This window comes from Nocardiopsis sp. Huas11, from assembly GCF_003634495.1.
Classification (GTDB): domain Bacteria; phylum Actinomycetota; class Actinomycetes; order Streptosporangiales; family Streptosporangiaceae; genus Nocardiopsis.
Window position 1 is genome coordinate 949,081 of sequence record NZ_RBKY01000001.1, and the last position, 17,178, is coordinate 966,258.

A 17,178-nucleotide genomic window follows, 5' to 3' on the forward strand; every position below is an offset into this window, starting at 1 on the left:
GGCTGCCTACATGGACATCCGACATCTGGAACTCCTGCGGGAGCTCGCCGAACGCGGGAGCGTCACCGCGGTGGCACGGGCGACCTACCGGACCCCCTCGGCGGTGTCGCAGCAGCTCAAAACGGCCCAACGCGAGTTCGGCGCCGAGCTGGTGGAACCGTCCGGCCGGGGGCTGCGGCTGACCGAGGCGGGCCGCGTCCTCGCCGAGGGCGGCGCGACCGTCGCCACCGCCGTCGAACGGGCGCGGGCGCACTGGGACGCCTTCCGCGGTGAACCGGCCGGCACGGTCGCCGTCGCCGCCCTGCCGAGCGCGGCGACCTTCCTCTTCCCCGAGGTGATGCGCGAACTCGCCGACACCGCCATCACGCTCCGCTGCGCCGACGTCGACCTGGCCGAGACCGAGTTCGCCGACCTGGCCGCCGACCACGACATCGTGATCGCGCACAGCCTCACGAGTGTCCGGCCGGCCGGCGCCGAGGGACTGACCGTCCGACCGCTGGCACGCGAGCCCCTGGACATCGCGATGGCCGCGGACCACCCGCTCGCCGACCGCGCCTCGGTCAGCCCCGCCGACCTGGTGGACTGCGAGTGGATCGGCGTGCCCGTGGGCTACCCCTTCGACACGGTCCTGCGGATGATCGAACAGGCCACCGGTCGGGAACTGCGGGTCGTCCAAAGGCTCGTGGACAACCGGCTGATCGAGGCACTGGTGGCGTCGGGCGACCAGATCGCCGTCCTGCCGCGCTTCACCACGCCGCCGACCGCCGCGACCTCCGGCGGGGGCATGGTCCTGCGCGCGCTCACCGGCCTGCCGTCCGCCCGGCACGTCTCCGCCGTCCTGCGGCCGGACAAGGCCGAACGGCTGGCCGTCCAACGGGTCCTGCGTTCCTTCGAGCGGGTGGGCGCGGAGGTGGAGGACCGCTTCCGGCACCACGCGTGAGCCGCCGGCCGGTCCTCACCTCAGCGCGTACCCCAGGCGTAGGTCTGCTTGCGCAGCTTGAGGTAGAGGAAGGTCTCCGTGGTGTCCACCGAGTCCACCGACCGGATGGCGGCCAGGATGTCCAGCAGCTTGGGATCGTCCTCGGCCACCACCTCGACCAGCAGGTCGAAGGAGCCCGCGGTGATGACCACGTACTCCACGCCCTCGACGTCGGAGATGGCGTCGGCGGCGGTGTTGAGGTCGCCGTTGGTGCGCACGCCGATCATGGCCTGGCGGCTGAAGCCCAGCATCATGGGATCGGTGACGCCCACCACCTGGACGACGCCCGCCTCCAGCAGCCGCTGGACGCGCTGGCGCACGGCCGCCTCGGACAGCCCGACCGTCTTGCCGATGGCGGCGTAGGACCGGCGCCCGTCCTCCTGGAGCACCTCGATGATGCGTTTGGCCGTGTCGTCGAGCACGACGCCGTTGTTACGCCGGGTGGGACCCGGATCCGACTGCTCACTCACGAGGGCACTCCGTTGGCTCCGAAGGAATCCGAGAATACGCGGGTCGGACAGCGGTGGAAAAGATCGCCGCGATCGCGACCGACAACGGAATCAAAGTTACTGCACGGTTCTCGGCGCGGTGGCGGGAGCGTCCCGGACCGGGTCCCGGCCCTGCTCAGCGCTCGTCCCGCACCGAGTCCAGCGACAGCAGCGCCACGTGCAGTGACAGACAGGTCTCCACCGACTCCAGGTCGGCGTCGAGGATGTTGGCGATCCGGCGCAGCCGCTCGTAGAAGGCGGGCCGCGACAGGTGCGCCCTGCTCGCCGCCAGCGCCTTGTTGCGCCCCGCCCCCAGGTAGCACCGCAGCATGTCGGTGAGGTCCCCGGCGTGCCGGGCGTCGTGGTCCAGCAGGGGCCCCAGCTCCCGCTCGACGTAGGTCTGCAGCCGCTCGTCGTCGCGGAACAGGTGCAACAGGCCGCGCACGTGCAGGTCGGGCAGCCGGTAGTAGGGCCGCTGGTCGCTCTGGCGGATGGCGACGTCGCCGACCTGGCGGGCCTCCAGGAAGGAGCGCCGCACCTCGCGGATGTCCTCGGCCGAGGACCCCACGGCCAGCACGGCGGTGTCGCCGACCGCCTGCTGGACGCGGTCGGCGAGCATGTGCAGGGTGGGGTCCAGCCGCTGCTTGGTCGGCAGCGCCAGCAGGACGCCCACCCGCAGGTCGTCGAGCGAGCCGACGAGCGCCGGCAGCCGCAGCTCCCGGCAGGCGCGCGCCGCGCCCTCGGCCGTGTCGGACAACCGGGCCTGGGCGGCCAGGCCGGTGCCGCTCTCGCGCAGCCGCAGGACCAGGCCGACCAGGACCCGGCCCTTGAGGGGCACACCGACCGCGCGGGCCCGCACCAGGGCCTCCTCCGGGTCGGAGTAGGCCCGGTCGATGATGCCCGCGATGATCGTCCGGTGGGTCTGGCGCTCCAGGCTCTCCTGGTGGCGTTCCAGGAGCCGGCCGAGCGCCAGCGTGGTGGCCGCGCGCTCGATGAGCATGCTCTGGCGCGGGGTCGGCGCGGCCCCCGCGATGAGGATGAGGCGCCCCCAGTCCTGGCCGCGCGCGCCGACCATCGTGACCAGCCAGCCGGTGGCGGGGTTGTGGACGGTGCGCGAGCCCGAGCGGATCGCGCGCGAGCGGGTCTCCCACGAGGTGAGCAGCGTGCCCGGGTCCTCGCCGTTGAGGTCACAGGCCAGGACCTGGTGGGTGAGGTTCTCCAGGACCACCGGGCAGCCGGAGAGCTGGGCGGCCTCGTGCAGGATCTGGGCGGTGTCGGCGCCCTCGACGGACAGCTGCGTGAACACCGAGTGCAGCTTCTCGGACTCGCGCAGCTCCTCCAGCTGCTGATTGACCACGCGGACGTGGACGGCCTCGGTGATCTCGACGAACCGGGCCTCGCGGTCGAGCTGGATGACGGGGACGCGGGCGTCCCGGGCGGCGTCGAGGAAGGCGGGCGGCAGCTCGGCGTGGTACTTGCGGCCGAGCTCGACCGCGATGCCGCTCACCCCGGCGGCGGCCAGGTCGTCGATGTAGCGGCGCAGGGCGTCGGGGTCGTCGGGCATCGCGATACCGGTGCTCAGCACCAGTTCGCCGCCGCGCAGCAGGTGGGCGAGGTCGGTGACCTCGGCGATGTGGACCCAGCGCACGGCCACGTCGAGGTACTCGGATCCGACCACCACACGGGGGCGGGCGCGTTGGAGGGCCGGCAGGCTCAGGACCTCGGCGAGAGTGGGAAGCACGCCCACATTCTAGGACGGGATGTCGCCTCCCGGACGAATCGCCTTACACGTTGGCCGTCGGGACAGGCGCTCTGACCACCGATTCCACGCGCGCCGGCCCGGGTTTACAGACCGTAATACCGGCCACCATGTTGTCAACACACTGATGCTGGCCAAGCGCCCGGGGCGGGGTGAGACTGGGGTCATGTCCGAACTTCTCTCGCGCCACCGCGCGGTCATGCCCTCCTGGCTGCCCCTGTACTACGAGTCCCCGCTGGAGATCGTCAGCGGCAAGGGGTCGCGCGTCACGGACGCCGACGGCCACACCTACCTCGACTTCTTCACCGGCATCGTGACCAACATGCTCGGCTACGACGTGGCCGAGGTGCGCGAGGCCGTGGAGCGCCAGATCGCCAAGGGCGTCGTCCACACCTCCACCCTGTACCTGATCCGCAACCAGGTCGAGCTCGCCGAGAAGATCGCCCGCCTGTCCGGTATCCCGGACGCGAAGGTCTTCTTCACCAACTCCGGCACCGAGGCCAACGAGACCGCCCTGCTCCTGGCCACCTTCGCGCGCGGCAGCGACGAGGTGCTGGCGATGCGCGGCAGCTACCACGGCCGCTCGTTCGGCACCGTCGCGGTGACCGGCAACCGGGCGTGGAAGAACTCGTCCCTGTCGCCGCTGAACGTGCACTACCTGCACGGCACCGACCACGCCGCCCCGGCCTTCCGAGGGATGTCCGAGCAGGAGTACATCGAGGCCTGCGTCGCCGACCTGCGCGACGTCCTGGACACCACCGCGCCCAACGTGGCCTGCCTGATCGCCGAGCCGATCCAGGGCGTGGGCGGGTTCGCGATGCCGCCGGACGGCCTCTACGCCCGCTACAAGGAGGTCCTGGACGAGCACGGGATCCTCTTCGTCTCCGACGAGGTGCAGACCGGCTGGGGCCGCACCGGCACGAGCTTCTTCGGGATCGGCAACCACGACGTGGTGCCCGACGCCATGACCTTCGCCAAGGGGCTCGGCAACGGGTACGCGGTCGGCGGCGTCGTGGCGCGCGGCGACCTCATGGACCGCCTGGGCGCGCTGGGCGTGGCCACGTTCGGCGGCAACCCCGTGTCGATGGCCGCGGCCGGGGCCACCCTCGACTACGTCCTGGAGCACGACCTGCAGGGCAACGCGCTGCGCCAGGGCGCTCTGATCACCGACGGCCTCCGGGCCCTCACCGAGCTGCCGAGCGTCAAGGACGTGCGCGGCAAGGGCCTGATGTTCGCCGTGGAGATGGTCGACCCCGCGACCGGCGCGCCCTCACCGGCGCTGGCCGGCCGCGTACTGGAGGCGGCCCGCGAGCGCGGGCTGCTGGTCGGCAAGGGCGGCGTGCACGGCAACGTGCTCCGCATGGCCCCGCCGCTGACGCTGTCGGCGCAGGAGGCGGCGGAGGGCCGCGACATCCTCCTGGACGCCGTGCGCGCGGTCGCCGCCCAGGCCTGAGCGCCCGCGGCCCGGCGGTCCGACCGCCCCACGTCCGACTACACCCAGGAAGAGGAAGTATGAGCAAGCACGTCACCCACTGGATCGGTGGGGCGCTCTTCGACGGCGACGCCGAGCGCCGCGGGGACATCTACAACCCGGCGTCGGGACGGGTCACGGGCACCGTGGACCTGGCCGGGGCCAAGGAGGTCGACGCCGCGGTGGCCTCCGCGCGCGAGGCCTTCCCCGGCTGGCGCGACACCTCGCTGTCCAAGCGGGTGCAGATCCTGTTCCGGTTCCGCGAGCTGCTCAGCGCGAACAAGGACCGGTTGGCCGAGCTGGTCAGCGCCGAGCACGGCAAGGTCTTCTCCGACGCCCAGGGTGAGGTCGCGCGCGGCCTGGAGGTCGTGGACTTCGCCTGCGGCATCCCCCACCTGCTCAAGGGCGGCTTCTCCGAGAACGTGTCCACGGGCGTGGACTCCTACTCGATCCTGCAGCCGGTCGGCGTGGTCACCGGCATCACGCCGTTCAACTTCCCGGCGATGGTCCCGATGTGGATGTTCCCGGTGGCGATCGCCTGCGGCAACACCTTCGTCCTCAAGCCCAGCGAGAAGGACCCGTCCGCGTCGCTGCTGATCGCCGAGCTGTGGACCGAGGCGGGACTCCCCGACGGCGTGTTCAACGTGGTCCACGGCGACAAGGCCGCGGTGGACGCCCTGCTGGAGCACCCGGACGTCTCGGCGGTGAGCTTCGTGGGCTCGACCCCGATCGCGCAGTACATCTACCGGGCCGCCGCCGAGCACGGCAAGCGCGTGCAGGCGCTGGGCGGGGCCAAGAACCACATGGTGGTGCTGCCCGACGCCGACCTGGACCTGGCGGCCGACTCCGCGGTCTCGGCCGGGTTCGGCTCGGCCGGCGAGCGCTGCATGGCCATCTCCGCGATCGCGGTCGTGGACTCGGTCGCCGACGAGCTGGTCGAGAAGATCCGCGAGCGCGTCTCACGCCTGCGGGTGGGCCCCGGCGACGACGACCGCAGCGAGATGGGGCCGCTGGTGACCCGGGAGCACCGGGACAAGGTCGCCTCGTACCTGGAGTCGGGGGTGCACGAGGGCGCGACCCTGGCGATCGACGGCCGGGTGCACCCGGTGCTGGGCGGCGGGGAGGACGGGTTCTGGCTGGGCCCGACCCTGCTCGACCACGTCGGACCCGAGATGTCCTGCTACCGGGACGAGATCTTCGGACCGGTGCTGAGCGTGCTGCGCGTGGGGGACTACGACGAGGCCGTGAAGCTGATCAACGACAACCCCTACGGGAACGGCACCGCGATCTTCACCAACGACGGTGGCGCGGCCCGCCGGTTCCAGAACGAGGTGGAGGTCGGCATGGTGGGCATCAACGTGCCGATCCCGGTGCCGATGGCCTACTACTCGTTCGGCGGGTGGAAGCAGTCGCTCTTCGGCGACTCGCACGCGCACGGTACGGAGGGTGTGCACTTCTACACCCGGACCAAGGCGGTCACCGCGCGCTGGATCGACCCGGGCAAGCGGCCCGAAGGCGGCGTCAACCTGGGCTTCCCCACCAACGGGTAGCCCGAAGTTCATGGAATTAACGGATGGATGTCTCTCACTGACGGTCGGTGGTGGGCCACACGGAGTATCGTTGGTGGCGGTCGCTCCTCACAGCACGTGATCGACTGCCGTGGCGGCGACCGGAGGCCATCCGGGATAGACGCGCTCATTTCCCCTCCTCCCCATGGAAGCGGGCGCGTCAGCGGAAGCGCTCCGGGTCCGATTCTCCCCCTGGACCCGGAGCGCGACCGTAGCCGTGGCCGCGCTAGCGCGCGGCCGCCATCACCTCGCGGGCGTGGACCCGTGGCTCGTCGCCGATGATCCGGGCGCACTCGTCACAGCCGAAGACGGCCCCTCCGTCCGGCAGCACCCCCAGGACGCGGCGGGGGCGGGGCCACTTGGTGTGGCAGGCGACGCAGGCGTCCCCCTCGCACTGCGCCGCACTCAGCAGTCCAGGGTCGTAGACGTGAAGGTCAGGCGAGTGATCGGGCCGCGTGTCTGGTTGGCACATCGTGCTCGTTCCGCGCAATGTCCTTGCTCCCCCCGTGGTTTAGGACAGTCTGGCGGGCCGATAGATACCGGCTCTCAAGTGAATCAAAGTCTGTGGGCGTCCGGAAGGCCCCGGACCAATCTAAATCACTCCGTGCAGGGCAATCATAACCCTAAGTAACTAAGCCTGGGAAGACCCCAGGTCACGAAGGATCTTTGGCACCCTTCGTCCGGTAGCCCGCAGGGGATGGACCTCAGGACCTTCGGCCTAGTCGCGCGGAACGACCCCGAAACGACGCAGGGACAGGCTCGGATTGGTCACTCGAACCTCGTCCACGCGGGCGGCCGAAACCCCGGCCGCGGCGACCGCGAAGGCCTGCTCCCCCAGCGCCGCGAGGGGCGTGCCCATCGGGTCGATCACCATGCTGTTGCCCGCACCGGAGGGCGCGGCCTGTCCCGCCGCCGCCACGTACACGGTGTTCTCCACCGCGCGGGCACGGGCGAGCGTGCGCCAGTGCTCCTCCTTGAGCGGCCCCGGCACCCACTGGGCGGCCAGCAGCACCACGTGCGCGCCGGCGTCGGCGATCCGCCGCGTGACCTCGGGGAAGCGCAGGTCGTAACAGGTCTGCAGGCCGAACACGACCCCGTCGACGGTGAAGGTCTCCGGCTCCTCGATGGCACCCGGCGCGACCACGTCCGACTCGCGCACTCCGAAGGCGTCGTAGAGGTGGATCTTGCGGTAGTGCGCGATCCGCTCGCCCTCCGGGGAGAGGGCCACCAGGGTGTTGGTGAAGTGGGTGGGACCGGCGACCTCGTTCACCCCGACGACCAGGTGGACGCCCTCCTTGCGCGCGGCCTCGGCCGCGGCGGCGACGAAGGGCCCGTCCAGGGGCTCGGCCGCCTCGACGTAGCGGTGGTCGGTCCGCGGCGCGGTGAACATGGCGTACTCCGGACACAGGACCACGTCGGCCCCGTCCGCAGCCGCCCGGGCGGCCAGCTCCGCGACCGAGCGCTGGTTCTCGTCCTTGTCCTGACCGGGGGCGAACTGGGCGACCGCGACCCGCACCATCGGACCACTCCTTCACTCGGTAGGCGTCCCCCGAGTGTACGACCCCGGCGATCGGCACGGCTGACCGTCTTGCCAGGAAGCTGAACGTGCGTTTAATCTGTTGAACATGAGTTCAACACCGAGGCGTCCTCCCGACGAGGACCTCACCGCCCGCGCGCGCATCCGCGACGCGGCCGTCGAGTGCTTCGGGCGGCACGGCTTCGACGTCACCGTCCGGGTCATCGCCGAGCGCGCCGGGGTCTCCCCCGGCCTGGTCCTGCACCACTTCGGGTCCAAGGCCGGGCTGCGCGAGGCCTGTGACGAGCACGTCCGCCAGGCCGTGCGCGAGGTCAAGACCGAGGCGGTCACCTCGCACGACCAGCAGACGTTCCTCCAGCAGATGGCCGAGATCGAGGAGTACTCGGGGCTGCTCGGCTACGTGCTCCGCTCGCTCCAGACCGGCGGTCCCACGGCCGTGGCCCTGTTCGAGCACATGGTCGAGGACGTCGAGGAGTACCTGGCCAAGGGCGAGGAGGCGGGCACCATCCGCCCCAGCCGCGACCCCAAGGCACGGGCGCGCTGGCTGGCCGCCAACGGGATGGGCGCGGTCACGATGCTGTTCACCCTGCAGGGCATGGGGCCGGACACCGACTTCCGGGACCTGCTCAGGCGCTCGGCGCACGACCTGATGCTGCCCGCGCTGGAGGTCTACACCGAGGGCCTGCTCACCGAGCGCACGATGCTCGACGCCTACCTCCTGTACGTCGGCGACCCGCCGGAGGAGTCGCGCTGAACGTTCCACCGGCCAGAGCACGGTCCCCTCCTCCCCCAGTCACACGAAGGAATCTCCCATGCCATCACCCGCCATCGACGTCCGCGGACTCGACAAGTACTTCGGCCGCTTCAAGGCCCTCGACGGGCTCGACCTCACCGTCGAGACCGGCCAGGTGGCCGGCTTCCTCGGCCCCAACGGCGCCGGGAAGTCCACCGCCATCCGCGTCCTGCTCGGCCTGCTCAGGGCCGACGGCGGGACCGCCCGTGTCCTGGGCGGCGACCCGTGGACCGACGCCGTGGCCCTGCACCGCCGCCTGGCCTACGTCCCCGGCGACGTGGCCCTGTGGCCGAACCTGACCGGCGGCCAGGCCATCGACCTGCTCGGCCGGCTGCACGGCACGGTCGACTCCGCCAGGAAGAAGGAGCTGCTCGCCCGCTTCGAGCTCGACCCGGGCAAGAAGGCGCGCACCTACTCCAAGGGCAACCGGCAAAAGGTCGCCCTGGTGGCGGCCCTGGCCTCGAACGCCGAACTGCTCATCCTGGACGAGCCCACCTCAGGCCTGGACCCGCTGATGGAGTCCGTCTTCACCGAGTGCGTCCGCGAGGCCAAGGCGCAGGGCCGGTCCGTGCTCCTGTCCAGCCACATCCTGGCCGAGGTCGAGAAGCTCTGCGACACGGTCACCATCATCCGCAAGGGCGTGGCCGTGGAGTCCGGGACCCTGGACGAGATGCGCCACCTGACGCGCTCCTCCGTCCGCGCCACGACCGACGGCGACCCGTCCGTGCTCCGCGGCATGCCCGGCGTGCACGGGCTGGAGGTGGACGGCCGCAGCGCCACCTTCGACGTCGACAACGCGGAGCTGGACGGCGCCGTCCGGGCGCTCTCCCAGCTTGGCCTGCGCTCCCTGGTGAGCAACCCGCCCTCGCTGGAGGAGCTGTTCATGCGCCACTACGGCGACGAGCTGGCCGCGCTCAACGGCAACGGGGCCGGGAACGGGACCGGTGCCGCATGAGGAAGTTCGCCGGAACCGGGCACCTGATCCGGTTCATCCTGCGCCGCGACCGCATCCGGATGACCGTCTGGACGGCCGCTCTGGTCGGCACCCTGGCGATGACCATCCCGACGCTGGACGAGATGTTCCAGACCCCGGAGCAGCGCCTGGGGCGCGCGGCGGTCATGGAGACGCCGACCGGGATCGTCTTCGGCGGTCCCGGCTACGGGTTGGACTCCTACGGGCTCGGCGCGATGATCGCCAACGAGCTCACCATGAGCCTGCTGGTCGCGCTGGCGATCATGAGCATCCTGCACGTGGTCCGGCACACCAGGGCCGAGGAGGAGAGCGGCCGCGCCGAACTCCTGCGCGCCAACGTCATGGGCTCCAGCGCCCAGATGACGGCGGCTCTGGCGACCAACGCCGTGGTCAACGCCGTCATCGGCGCACTGAGCACGCTGTGCCTGGTCGCCGGCGGCCTGGACCGCCCGGACTCCGTCGCCTACGGCCTGGGCCTGGCCCTGGCCGGGATCACCTTCGGCGCGATCGCCGCCGTGTGCGCCCAGGTCTCGGAGCACTCCCGCGGCGCCAGCGGACTGGCGTTCCTGGTCGTGGGGGTGCTGTTCATGTTCCGCGTGGTCGGCGACATCGCCGAGCGCGGCGGCAGCGCGCCGTCGTGGTTCTCCCCGTTCGCCTGGACGCAGCAGACGCGGATCTACGACGACCTGCGGTGGTGGCCGCTGGCGCTGTACGCGGTGGTCATCGTGGTCCTGTTCGCGACGGCCTTCACCCTGGCGGGCCGGCGCGACCTCGGCGCCGGACTGGTCGCGGCGCGTCCGGGACCGGCCGACGCGAGCCCGCTGCTCAACGGCGTCTTCGCCGTGCACCTGCGCCAGCAGCGGACCTCGATCGTCGCGTGGGCGGTCGCGGTGTTCCTGTTCGCGCTCTCCTTCGGAACGCTCATCTCCGAGATCGACGTGATGATCGAGCAGAACCCGGAGCTGGTCGTGACGATGGGCCTGGACGCGGAGAACATGTCCAACGCGTTCCTGGGGATGCTGATGCTCTACATCGTGATGGCCACGGCGGCCTTCGCGATGCTGTCGGTGCTGCGGGTCAGAGCCGAGGAGTCGGCGGGGCGCGCCGAGCTGACGCTGTCGGCGGCGGTCGGGCGGATCCGCTGGCTGGGCTCCGCGGTGCTGGTCAGCACGATCGCCGCGGTGGTGATGACGCTGCTCGGCGGTGTGGGCATGGGCCTGGGCGCCGGCATCGCGACGGACGACTACGGCTGGGTCGCGACCGTCCTGGAGGGCTCCGCGGCCCAGCTCCCGGTGGTGCTGCTGTTCATCGGGCTGACCACCCTGGCCGTCGGGGTCGCGCCGCGCCTGGTGGGCCTGGTGTGGGCCTGGTTCGGGTACGGGCTGACGATGACCATCTTCGGCCGGATGCTGGACCTGCCGGACTGGATGATCGACCTCGGCCCGTTCGGGATCGTGTCGCAGCTGCCGTTGGAGGAGTTCGACGCGGTGCCCTTCCTCGCGGTGCTGGGCGCCGCGGCCGCCGCGGGCGCGGTGGGCCTGGGCGGGTTCCGCCGCCGGGACCTGGCCACCGTCTGAGGAGCGCGGGGGCGCGTCGCCGGTGCACCGCCGGCGGCGCGCCGCCGCCGTGTTCGGAACCGGGTCCGGGGCATCGGGACCGCCTCCACAGGGAAGACGACCGTGGAGGAGGTTGCCGACATGGCCACGAACCGCGGGCTCCGACGGGTGCTCGTACCCGCCACCGCCGTCATCGTCGTCGTCGCGCTCCTGGGGGTGTGCATGTGGAGCCTGCAGCGCTCGCTGGTCTACCTGCCCGCGCGCGGTGACGTGCCCTCGGCCGCGAGCGTTCTCGACGGCGCCGGGGACGTGCGCCTGCGAACGTCGGACGGCCTCGATCTGGACGCCTGGCTCGTCCCCGCGCGCGGCGCCGACCGGGACACGGCCGTGCTGGTGGCCAACGGCAACGCCGGTGACCGGAGCGTCCGGGCGCCGCTCGCCCGCGCGCTGGCGGAGGAGGGCTTCACCGTGCTCCTGTTCGACTACCGGGGCTACGGCGGCAATCCCGGCCTGCCCTCGGAGGAGGGCCTGGCCGCGGACGCCCGGGCCGCCTCCGATCTGCTCGTCGCACGCGGCCACCCGCCGGAGCGGACCATCTACTTCGGGGAGAGCCTCGGCACGGGGGTGGCGACCACGCTGGCCGCCGAGCGCCCGCCGGCGGCCCTGCTGCTGCGCTCCCCGTTCACGTCGCTGGCCGACCTCGGCGCCCACCACTACCCGTTCCTGCCGGTCCGCGCCCTGCTGTGGGACCGGTATCCGGTGCTCGACACCATCGGTCGGATCGACCGCCCCGCCACGGTCGTGTTCGGTCCGCAGGACCGCATCGTTCCCCCGCTCCAGAGCGCGGCGGTCGCGGCGGCGGCGGCGCGACTGTTCGAGCGGGTGGAGGTGCCGGACGCCGGCCACAACGACCCCGCGCTCACGCACGGCCCCGAGGTGGTCGCGGCCACCGTCCGCCTGGCCGACCACGCCCTCTGAGCGGGGCCGGGCCGGGTGCTCAGGCCTCGGGCGGGGTCCAGGTCCGGGCGGCCTCGCGCAGGCGCAGCAGCCGCTCCCAGTGGTCGGCGGCCAGGGTCCGGCCGCGGCCGGTGAGGCGGACGGTGGTGCGCGGCCGACCGTCGCCGCTCTTGTGGACCTCGACCACCTCGGCCGCCGCCAGTGTGGACAGGTGGCTGGACAGGTTGCCCTTGGACAGGCCGGTGATCCGCTGGAGGAAGAGGAAGTCCGCGCTCTCGCTCCGCCGCCCCATGCCCACAACGGGAAGGGGCAGGATCGGGCGGGGAGTGGACCGGGGCGGAGCCGGGACGTGCGGCCGGGGTCAGCCGGGGAGGTAGGACAGGCCCCAGGCGGGCGCGTAGACCACGATGAGGAACCTGGCCGTGCGGGTGACGAAGGTGATCACGCAGAACCGCCACACGTCGACGCGCACCACCCCGGCCAGGACCACGATGACGGCGAAGGGCGGCACGCTCGCGAAGGAGCTGAGGGCGACCAGCCCCAGGCCCCAGAGGGGGCGCTCCTGCGCCTTGACGCGCCAGCTCTCGACGCGCGCGGCCCAGCGGCCCGGGGTGGCGGCCTTGCGACGCAGCCAGGGTGCGGAGATCGTGCCCCGGCCCACGTAGTAGTACGGCAGTTTGCCCAGGGTCTGGCCCAGGCCAGCCGCGACGGCCATCGCGGCGAGGGCGCCGTCGTCCACCACGACGGCGCCCACCAGGTACAGCTCGATGTTGACGACCGGAACGAGTCCGCCGAGCAGGGCGGCCAGAAAGGCCAGCCCGGTCTGGATCACCCCTCGGCCGCGGCGAGCTGGCCGCAGGCCCCGTCGATCTCCTGGCCGCGGGTGTCGCGGACCGTGACGGAGACCCCGTGGGACTGCAGCCGCCGAACGAACTCGCGCTCGTCCTCCGGCCGGGAGGCGGTCCACTTGGACCCCGGGGTGGGGTTGAGCGGGATGAGGTTGACGTGCACCAGGTGGCCCTTGAGCAGCTCACCGAGCATGTCGGCGCGCCAGGCCTGGTCGTTGATGTCCTTGATCAGCGCGTACTCGATGGACACGCGGCGGCCGGTGGTCCCGGCGTAGCGCCAGGCCGCGTCCAGGACCTCGTCGACCTTCCAGCGCGTGTTGATCGGCACCAGCTCGTCGCGCAGCTCGTCGTCGGGCGCGTGCAGCGAGATCGCCAGGCGCACCTGCATCTTCTCGTCGATGAGCTTGTTGATGGCGGGCACCAGGCCGACCGTGGACACCGTGACACCCCGCTGGGAGATGCCCATGCCCTCGGGCACCGGGTCGGTGATCCGCCGGACCGTCTGCAGGACCCGCTTGTAGTTGGCCATGGGCTCGCCCATGCCCATGAAGACGATGTTGCTGATCCGCCCCGGTCCGCCGGCGACCTCGCCGCGGGCCAGATCACGGGCGCTGGCGACCACCTGGTCGACGATCTCGCCCGTGGACAGGTTGCGGGTGAGCCCCGCCTGGCCGGTGGCGCAGAACGGGCAGTTCATGCCGCAGCCCGCCTGTGAGGAGATGCACAGGGTGACGCGGTCCGGGTAGCGCATGAGCACCGACTCGAACATCACCCCGTCGAAGGCCTTCCACAGGGTCTTGCGGGTCATGCCGTTGTCGCAGGTGATGTGCCGGACCGGTGTGAGCAGGGTCGGCAGCAGCGCCTCGCCCAGCCGTTCGCGTGAGGAGGCCGGAAGGTCGGTCATCGCGGCGGTGTCCGACTCCAGGCCGCCGAAGTAGTGCTTGGCCAGCTGCTTGGCGCGGAACGGCTTCTCGCCCAGGTCGGAGACGACCTCGGCACGCTCCTCGGGGCTGAGGTCGGCCAGGTGCCGGGGCGGCTTGGCGCGGCGGGGGGCGACGAAAGTGAGTTCGGCGGGCATAAGCATCCGTAACGAGTCGGTGGTCGATGCCCGGGGTGGAACGGCGGTCGTTATACGACCTATACGCGGTCGCCGTGCGGCTCCGCCGGAGAGGGCACTACCTTCGATTCTACGTCCGGACGGACCGGACTGGTCCGCCGGCGGGTACGGCGACGATCGGCGTCTGGGAGGGCCGGTGACCGAGATCGACGTCCTGCTCGACGAGATCAGTCCCTATCAGAGCCGCCGTGTGGTCGTCGAATGCGACTCCCACACCACGGCCGCCTACCTCCTCGACGCGCGCGGGCGCATCCGCGTCCCCGTCTGGCTGGCCAACCACGAGAGCGCTCCCCGCACCAGCGAGTCGAGCGGCCTCTACCACGGCCAGGCCCCCCTCATGCCGGAGGCCTACACCAAGCACCCCCAGGGCCGCCCGCGGTTCGATCCCGCGTGCCTGCGCGCCGTGTGGTTCGAGGAGGGCGACGGCGTCGCCCTGGTCGACGAGGAAGGGCTCCTGGCGGTCATCCCGGGCTGGGCCGAGGCCGACAGCGGACTGCCGGGGTACGCCCGCGAGGCGATCGGCCGCAGCGCCTACGCCTGGGAGCTGGACTCGGTGCGCGGCCAGCTGTGGCCCCGGGTCGTGCACGCCGAGGCCTACTGGGACTGGCGCCGCGCCTCCGGTGCCTGGCGCAGCGTCCAGCGCACGGTCCTGAGCCACCTGAACCGGCGCGTGGGCGAGGCCGGACACTACTGGGACGTCTCCGACGGCCATCCCCCGCTGCTGCGGGTCTCGGAGCGCCCGCCCACGGCGGAGCGGCCGTTCACGGTGCTGTCGACGGTGGGCATGTGCGGACAGCGGATGCCCACGCTGGACCGGTACATGGCCAACACCGCCCAGCACGCGCGGGTGGAGCTGGCCCTGGCCACGACGCTGCCCGCCCACCACGCGGCGCGGATCTTCCGGTGGATCGGCGCCTTCCCCTGGCGGGCGGTCACCTGGTTCGGGACCGGGCACACGGTCAAGTGGCTGGACAACCCCGAGGACCGGGCGATGCGCGGCGGCGCGGGCGCCGTCCTGCTGTTGGAGGACCCCACCGCGCTGGTCACCCGGCCCGAGCACCGGCCGCCGGACACCTCCGGGCTCTCCTTCCAGGGCGACCCGGTGCGCTGGCTGTGGATCGTGCCGATCACCCGGCCCGAGCACCTGTTCGCCAAGGAGCACGACAGCGCCACGCTCGTGGACAAGCTCGCGGCGGAGGGCCGCAGCTGGGTCCTGGGCTGACCGCCGGCCTCACCGGCCGAGGGCGTCCGCGACGAGGGCGAGGGCGGCCAGCGGGTAGAGGGCGGTGAACAGCAGCCCGCCGACGAGGAGCACCGCCGCGGCGGCGATCTGCGAGCGGGCCCCGACGATCTCGGCGTTCGAGGGGTCCTGGGGGTCGTAGGCGATCTCCACCCACTCCCCGCCGCGCAGCCCGTTGAAGCCGAGGGTGAGCCGCTGGCGCGCGGCCACCTCCTCCCCCTCCGGCGTGTGGAAGGCGAACGGCGCCCGGGCCCGGCCGCGGACGCCGCTCCGGGTGGGGCGCCACGCCACGAAGTCCCGGTCGATCCGGCCGGTCGCCCGGCGCCCGGAGCGGCGCAGCCGCATGATCCGCCACAGGTGCCGCCCCCCGTGCCAGGCCACGACCGCCGGGAGCACGGCCAGCAGGACGAAGAGCAGGGCGTAGCCGAGCAGTTCGCCCAGGACCTCCCTGGGCACGCTCAGGCAGCCGCCGTGTTCGCCCTTCGGCGCGTCCGCCACCACCCGCACCTCCCTGGTCGGCCTCCGGTCGCGCACAAGGAAAGCACGGCGGCGCGGCGACCGGACAGCCCCGGCGCGCAAAACGCGTTGACGGCCGGACCGGCGCCCGGAATCGTGTCCCCGTCGGTGCGCGGGCGGAGGGGTCGGGGTCGCGGTGGGAGTCGGGGAGAGCGTGGGCCGGACCGCGGGGGTCGGGGTCTCGGCGCCACTGCGGCACGGCGCGTTCAGGGCTCTGGCGGCGGGCCGGATCCTGATGTTCCTGGGCAGCGGCCTGGTGTCGGTCGCCCTGGCCTTCGCGGTGCTGGACGTGACCGGGTCCCTGGCCGCCGTGGGCCTGGTCGTGGGCGCGCGGTCGGTCGCCAACGTCGCCCTGCTGCTCCTGGGCGGGGTGATCGCCGACCGTGTCTCGCGCTCGCTCGTCCTGCGCGGCGGATGCGCGGCCGCGGCCGCCTCCCAAGTCCTGTTGGCCCTCGCCCTGCTGACCGGGTCCGCCACGCTCGCGCTGATGATGCTGCTGGCCGTGATCAACGGGGCCGCGAGCGCGGTGAACCTCCCGGCCGCCTCGGCCATGGTGCCCCCCCGACCGTGCCCCGGGCTCTGCTGCGTCCGGCCAACGCGGTGGTGCGCGTCGGCACGCACGGGGGCATGTTCGTGGGCATGTCCCTAGGCGGCGTCCTGGCGGGAACCGCCGGCTCGGGGTGGGCGATCGCGGCCGGCGGCGCCCTGTACGCCGCGGCCGGCCTGGCCTTCCTCGCGCTGCGGATCCCGGCGACCGCTCCCACGGGCGGCGGGAACGTCCTGCGCGAACTGCGCGAGGGGTGGACGGAGTTCACCGCGCGCTCGTGGGTGTGGATCATCGTGCTGGCGTTCATGGTGGTCAACGCGTCGTGGTCGGCCACCACCGCGGTCCTGGGGCCGGCGATCGCCGACGACACCTTCGGCCGCACCGTGTGGGGGCTGCTGATGGCGGTCAACAGCGCGGGCCTGCTGGTGGGCGGGGTGACGGCCGCCCGATGGCAGCCGCGGCGCGCGCTGGTGTTCGGCACGGCGCTGGTCCTGCTGCAGACCGTGCCGCTGTTCGCGCTGGCCGGCCCGTCGCCCCTGCCGCTGCTGTTCGCGGCGATGTTCCTCGCCGGTGTGGCCGTGGAGCAGTTCAGTGTCGCGTGGGAGGTGTCGGTCCAGGAGAACATCCCGCCGGAGAAGCTCTCCCGCGTGTACTCCTACGACGCCCTGGGATCGTTCGTCGCGATGCCCGTGGGCCAGGTCGCGGTCGCCCCGCTGGCCGCGGCGGTGGGGCCGGGGCCCTCGATCGTGCTGCTGGCGTCCCTGACGCTGACGGCGGTCCTGGCCGCGCTGTGCGCGCCGAGCGTACGCGCGCTGCGGCGCCGGTGACC

16 protein-coding genes and 1 pseudogene are annotated in these 17,178 nt (G+C 72.3%); 9 read left to right on the forward strand and 8 right to left on the reverse strand.

The window, feature by feature from the left end; genetic code table 11:
• Window positions 1-10 precede the first annotated feature (10 nt).
• Entirely contained in the window at window positions 11-940 is a 930-nt protein-coding gene (locus DFP74_RS04180; protein ID WP_121180489.1) for a LysR family transcriptional regulator, read from the forward strand.
• Between the two features lie 20 nt (window positions 941-960).
• Here the strand turns inward: DFP74_RS04180 and DFP74_RS04185 are convergent, their stop codons facing one another.
• Together DFP74_RS04185 and DFP74_RS04190 are read right to left on the reverse strand one after the other, a co-directional pair.
• Window positions 961-1,449, reverse strand: coding sequence for an Lrp/AsnC family transcriptional regulator (locus tag DFP74_RS04185; RefSeq protein ID WP_121180490.1), 489 nt, complete (start codon window positions 1,447-1,449; stop codon window positions 961-963).
• Between the two features lie 154 nt (window positions 1,450-1,603).
• Window positions 1,604-3,208 (reverse strand): PucR family transcriptional regulator, encoded by a 1,605-nt coding sequence (locus DFP74_RS04190; protein ID WP_121188023.1) that lies wholly within the window; start codon window positions 3,206-3,208, stop codon window positions 1,604-1,606.
• A 184-nt stretch (window positions 3,209-3,392) separates the two neighbouring features.
• On the opposite strand from DFP74_RS04190, the gene DFP74_RS04195 reads away from it, so the two are divergent.
• Window positions 3,393-4,679 (forward strand): aspartate aminotransferase family protein, encoded by a 1,287-nt coding sequence (locus DFP74_RS04195; protein ID WP_121180491.1) that lies wholly within the window; start codon window positions 3,393-3,395, stop codon window positions 4,677-4,679.
• A 59-nt stretch (window positions 4,680-4,738) separates the two neighbouring features.
• The gene (locus tag DFP74_RS04200) at window positions 4,739-6,247 is read left to right on the forward strand and encodes a CoA-acylating methylmalonate-semialdehyde dehydrogenase (RefSeq protein WP_121180492.1); all 1,509 of its coding nucleotides are present in this window, start codon (window positions 4,739-4,741) and stop codon (window positions 6,245-6,247) included.
• Window positions 6,248-6,491: 244 nt separating this feature from the next.
• On the opposite strand, the gene DFP74_RS04205 is transcribed toward DFP74_RS04200, so the two are convergent.
• On the reverse strand, window positions 6,492-6,737 hold the full coding sequence (locus tag DFP74_RS04205) for a hypothetical protein (protein ID WP_121180493.1): 246 nt from the start codon (window positions 6,735-6,737) through the stop codon (window positions 6,492-6,494).
• 246 nt (window positions 6,738-6,983) lie between these two features.
• Window positions 6,984-7,784, reverse strand: coding sequence for a carbon-nitrogen hydrolase family protein (locus DFP74_RS04210; RefSeq protein WP_121180494.1), 801 nt, complete (start codon window positions 7,782-7,784; stop codon window positions 6,984-6,986).
• 106 nt (window positions 7,785-7,890) lie between these two features.
• On the opposite strand from DFP74_RS04210, the gene DFP74_RS04215 reads away from it, so the two are divergent.
• The 4 genes from DFP74_RS04215 to DFP74_RS04230 all read left to right on the forward strand — a co-directional run bounded on the left by DFP74_RS04215 (window position 7,891) and on the right by DFP74_RS04230 (window position 12,102).
• Window positions 7,891-8,556, forward strand: a complete 666-nt coding sequence (locus DFP74_RS04215) for a TetR/AcrR family transcriptional regulator (protein ID WP_121180495.1) — start codon at window positions 7,891-7,893, stop codon at window positions 8,554-8,556.
• Between the two features lie 58 nt (window positions 8,557-8,614).
• Window positions 8,615-9,550 carry an ABC transporter ATP-binding protein gene (locus tag DFP74_RS04220; protein WP_121180496.1) on the forward strand — a complete coding sequence of 312 codons (936 nt, stop codon included), beginning with the start codon at window positions 8,615-8,617 and terminating at the stop codon, window positions 9,548-9,550.
• The gene (locus DFP74_RS04225; RefSeq protein ID WP_121180497.1) at window positions 9,547-11,145 is read left to right on the forward strand and encodes an ABC transporter permease; all 1,599 of its coding nucleotides are present in this window, start codon (window positions 9,547-9,549) and stop codon (window positions 11,143-11,145) included. The genes DFP74_RS04220 and DFP74_RS04225 overlap by 4 nt, the downstream gene beginning before the upstream one ends.
• A 120-nt stretch (window positions 11,146-11,265) precedes the next feature.
• Window positions 11,266-12,102 (forward strand): alpha/beta hydrolase, encoded by an 837-nt coding sequence (locus tag DFP74_RS04230; RefSeq protein ID WP_121180498.1) that lies wholly within the window; start codon window positions 11,266-11,268, stop codon window positions 12,100-12,102.
• A 19-nt stretch (window positions 12,103-12,121) separates the two neighbouring features.
• Here DFP74_RS04230 and DFP74_RS04235 read toward each other — a convergent pair whose 3' ends face one another.
• The 3 genes from DFP74_RS04235 to rlmN form a co-directional block, all read right to left on the reverse strand.
• Window positions 12,122-12,373, reverse strand: a complete 252-nt coding sequence (locus DFP74_RS04235; protein ID WP_121180499.1) for a transcriptional regulator — start codon at window positions 12,371-12,373, stop codon at window positions 12,122-12,124.
• A gap of 69 nt (window positions 12,374-12,442) precedes the next feature.
• Window positions 12,443-12,913, reverse strand: a complete 471-nt coding sequence (locus DFP74_RS04240; RefSeq protein WP_121180500.1) for a hypothetical protein — start codon at window positions 12,911-12,913, stop codon at window positions 12,443-12,445.
• Window positions 12,910-14,007: a 23S rRNA (adenine(2503)-C(2))-methyltransferase RlmN gene (rlmN, locus tag DFP74_RS04245; protein WP_233570797.1), complete on the reverse strand. Its 1,098-nt coding sequence runs from the start codon at window positions 14,005-14,007 to the stop codon at window positions 12,910-12,912. The genes DFP74_RS04240 and rlmN overlap by 4 nt, the downstream gene beginning before the upstream one ends.
• A gap of 175 nt (window positions 14,008-14,182) precedes the next feature.
• Between rlmN and DFP74_RS04250 the strand changes: the two genes are divergently transcribed.
• Window positions 14,183-15,268 (forward strand): suppressor of fused domain protein, encoded by a 1,086-nt coding sequence (locus DFP74_RS04250; protein WP_121180502.1) that lies wholly within the window; start codon window positions 14,183-14,185, stop codon window positions 15,266-15,268.
• A gap of 9 nt (window positions 15,269-15,277) precedes the next feature.
• Here DFP74_RS04250 and DFP74_RS04255 read toward each other — a convergent pair whose 3' ends face one another.
• On the reverse strand, window positions 15,278-15,784 hold the full coding sequence (locus DFP74_RS04255) for a DUF3592 domain-containing protein (protein ID WP_147453819.1): 507 nt from the start codon (window positions 15,782-15,784) through the stop codon (window positions 15,278-15,280).
• A gap of 172 nt (window positions 15,785-15,956) precedes the next feature.
• Between DFP74_RS04255 and DFP74_RS04260 the strand changes: the two are divergent.
• A pseudogene (locus DFP74_RS04260) lies at window positions 15,957-17,176 on the forward strand (MFS transporter).
• Window positions 17,177-17,178 lie beyond the last annotated feature (2 nt).

What these genes read in the sequence shown, in the direction of transcription:
- DFP74_RS04235 (WP_121180499.1), bottom strand. Translation starts at nt 12,373, where the DNA reads ATGGGGCGGCGGAGCGAGAGCGCGGACTTCCTCTTCCTCCAGCGGATC.
- DFP74_RS04180 (WP_121180489.1), top strand. Translation starts at nt 11, where the DNA reads ATGGACATCCGACATCTGGAACTCCTGCGGGAGCTCGCCGAACGCGGG.
- DFP74_RS04225 (WP_121180497.1), top strand. Translation starts at nt 9,547, where the DNA reads ATGAGGAAGTTCGCCGGAACCGGGCACCTGATCCGGTTCATCCTGCGC.
- DFP74_RS04220 (WP_121180496.1), top strand. Translation starts at nt 8,615, where the DNA reads ATGCCATCACCCGCCATCGACGTCCGCGGACTCGACAAGTACTTCGGC.
- DFP74_RS04200 (WP_121180492.1), top strand. Translation starts at nt 4,739, where the DNA reads ATGAGCAAGCACGTCACCCACTGGATCGGTGGGGCGCTCTTCGACGGC.
- rlmN (WP_233570797.1), bottom strand. Translation starts at nt 14,007, where the DNA reads ATGCCCGCCGAACTCACTTTCGTCGCCCCCCGCCGCGCCAAGCCGCCC.
- DFP74_RS04215 (WP_121180495.1), top strand. Translation starts at nt 7,891, where the DNA reads ATGAGTTCAACACCGAGGCGTCCTCCCGACGAGGACCTCACCGCCCGC.
- DFP74_RS04230 (WP_121180498.1), top strand. Translation starts at nt 11,266, where the DNA reads ATGGCCACGAACCGCGGGCTCCGACGGGTGCTCGTACCCGCCACCGCC.
- DFP74_RS04210 (WP_121180494.1), bottom strand. Translation starts at nt 7,784, where the DNA reads ATGGTGCGGGTCGCGGTCGCCCAGTTCGCCCCCGGTCAGGACAAGGAC.
- DFP74_RS04205 (WP_121180493.1), bottom strand. Translation starts at nt 6,737, where the DNA reads ATGTGCCAACCAGACACGCGGCCCGATCACTCGCCTGACCTTCACGTC.
- DFP74_RS04195 (WP_121180491.1), top strand. Translation starts at nt 3,393, where the DNA reads ATGTCCGAACTTCTCTCGCGCCACCGCGCGGTCATGCCCTCCTGGCTG.